Below are 2,509 nucleotides of genomic sequence, written 5' to 3'. Positions count from 1 at the left end.
GTAAGCGCGTAGGCCACCCCACGTATCTTTCGGACTGCTGATCGGCGATTTTCTGCATGAGTCATGCGGAGAATTCCATGAGCGACAGTGTGAATCACCCTCGAACCTTTGAGGTTTTGACGGCAGAGCCCGTCCGAAGACGGCGCAAGCCGCGTGACTGGTCGGATGATGAGAAGGCGCGGATCGTGGCCGCGACGTTGCAGCCTGGAGCCAATGTCTCGGCGATTGCCCGGTCTGAAGGCTTGGATCCCTCGCAGCTTTATGGGTGGCGTCGCAAGGCACTGGCATCGGGAGTTGTTGCGCCCCTGACGGAGGGAATGGGCAAGGAGATCAAGTTCGCGCGCGTTGATACGATGAGAAGCGGCTCGGTAGATATTGTCATTGCGGATATGGTGGTGCGCGTTGGCGGCGAGTTCGACCCTGATCATCTGGTGAGGGTTTTACGGGCGGCTCGCAAGGCATGATCGCCTCCGGTGTGGTGGTTTATGTGTCGTGCCAGCCGGTCGACTTCCGCAAGGGGGCCGTCTCTTTGATGGCGCTGGTGCGGGATGGCGGCCTCGATCCCTTCAATGGCGCGCTTTACGTCTTCCGGTCGAAACGGGCCGATCGTATTCGTATTGTCTGGTGGGATGGCAGTGGTGTCTGCCTCTATTCGAAAACCCTGGAAGATCAAGGCTTCTGCTGGCCGGGCATATCGGCGGCACGGATACGTCTGGACCATTCTCAGCTGATGGCGTTGCTAGCCGGAATGGATTGGAAAAAGATCCGCCCGGCCAAGGTCCGGCGGCCCTTGTTGACGGGCTGACAGGGCCTGCGGCAAGATGAATCATGCCGCTGTAATGGTTGGGAAAACGGCGGTTTTTGTGCTCTACTCATTCCCATGGATTTGCCCCCTCACGACTTGCCGGACGACATTGACGCGCTGAAAGCGATGGTCCTCGCGATGGCGCGCGAGCAGGCTGCGAAAGAAGCCCGACTGAAGGCCGCTGAAGCTGAGATCGCCCGGCTGGAGGCGATGGAGAAGAGCGCCAACGAGCGGATTGCCAACCTCACATCGATCTTGAAGGTTCTGCAGCGCACCCAACATGGCACCCGTTCCGAGCGGCTGCGCCTTGGCATCAACGACGAGCAGGTCTCCTTTGCTTTCGAGGAAGTTGAGACCGGCCTTTCGGCGATCCAGAGCGAGCTCGATCGCGCGGCCAAGGAAAAGCCGAAACGAGCACCACGTCCGCGCAAGAGTTTTGCCGCTCATCTCGAACGCATAGAGGAAGTGATCGAGCCGGAGATCCCGGCCGGCTGCGAGGGGCTGGAAAAGGTTCTGATCGGTGAGGATCGCTCCGAACGACTGGATGTCGTGCCACCGAAGTTCAGGGTCATCGTGACGCGTCGCCCCAAATATGCCTTCCGGGGCAACGATGGCGTGCTCCAGGCGTTGGCACCGGCACACATCATCGAAAGCGGCCTGCCGACGGAGCGGCTGCTCGCCTATATCGCCGTCTCCAAATACGCCGACGGCCTTCCGCTTTACCGGCAGGAGGCAATCTATCTACGCGACGGTGTCGAGATCAGCCGATCGTTGATGGCCCAGTGGATGGGGCATCTGGGCTTCGAGCTGCAGATATGCGCCGATTACATCCTCGAGCGCGTCAAGGAGGGCGAAAGGATCTTCGCCGACGAAACCACCTTACCCACTCTTGCGCCCGGTTCGGGGAAAACGACGAAGGCCTGGCTTTGGGCTTATGCTCGCGATGATCGCCCCTATGGCGGAACCAGTCCGCCAATGGTGGCCTATCGTTTTGAGGACAGCAGGGGCGCTGATTGCGTGGCACGTCATCTCGCCGGATACAGCGGTATTCTGCAGGTCGACGGCTACTCGGCCTATACCAATCTCGCCAAGACGCGTGCCAAAGCCGGCAGCAATGAAACGATCCAACTCGCAGGGTGCTGGGCGCACCTACGCCGCAAGTTTTACGACCTTCACATCAGCGGAGTCTCGAAGGCTGCAACGCACACGATCATCGCGATGACCGAGCTGTGGCGCATCGAGGATGATGTCCGCGGTCGAGATGCCGACAGCCGTTCCGTGCTGCGTCAGGAAAAATCTGCAACCATCGTCTCCGGCCTCTTCGATCTTTGGGAGAAGGAACTGGGCAAGGTCTCTGGCAAGTCCAAGACCGCCGAAGCAATCCGCTACGCGCTCACCCGGCGCGAAGCACTGGAGCGCTTCCTGACGGACGGCCGGATCGAAATCGACTCCAATGTCGTCGAGCGCGCGATCAGGCCCCAAACAATTACGAGAAAGAACAGTCTATTCGCCGGCAGCGAGGGTGGTGGACGCACCTGGGCGACGGTCGCCACCCTCTTGCAGACAGCCAAAATAAATGGCGTCGATCCGCTCGACTGGCTCTCCCAGACATTGACCCGCATCGCTCAAGGCTGGCCAGTATCCGAGCTCGAGGCGCTTATGCCATGGAACTTCAGGCCTGACGCCATCAGCTAACCGCTTACG

Annotated in this window: 3 protein-coding genes; all 3 read left to right on the top strand. The window is 60.0% G+C overall.

The genetic code is table 11. From position 1 onward, the window contains the following. Nucleotides 1–77 precede the first annotated feature (77 nt). The 3 genes from FBZ99_RS32930 to tnpC all read left to right on the top strand — a co-directional run bounded on the left by FBZ99_RS32930 (nt 78) and on the right by tnpC (nt 2,500). Nucleotides 78–464: a transposase gene (locus tag FBZ99_RS32930; RefSeq protein ID WP_069611409.1), complete on the top strand. Its 387-nt coding sequence runs from the start codon at nt 78–80 to the stop codon at nt 462–464. Then, entirely contained in the window at nt 461–805 is a 345-nt protein-coding gene (tnpB, locus tag FBZ99_RS32925; protein ID WP_069611408.1) for an IS66 family insertion sequence element accessory protein TnpB, read from the top strand. The genes FBZ99_RS32930 and tnpB overlap by 4 nt, the downstream gene beginning before the upstream one ends. Nucleotides 806–880: 75 nt before the next feature. After that, entirely contained in the window at nt 881–2,500 is a 1,620-nt protein-coding gene (gene tnpC, locus FBZ99_RS32920; protein ID WP_113468887.1) for an IS66 family transposase, read from the top strand. Nucleotides 2,501–2,509 lie beyond the last annotated feature (9 nt).

Source organism: Rhizobium sp. ERR 1071 (assembly GCF_007828675.1).
Taxonomy (GTDB): Bacteria; Pseudomonadota; Alphaproteobacteria; order Rhizobiales; family Rhizobiaceae; genus Rhizobium; species Rhizobium dioscoreae.
This window is presented reverse-complemented; position numbering and strand designations above follow the sequence as displayed.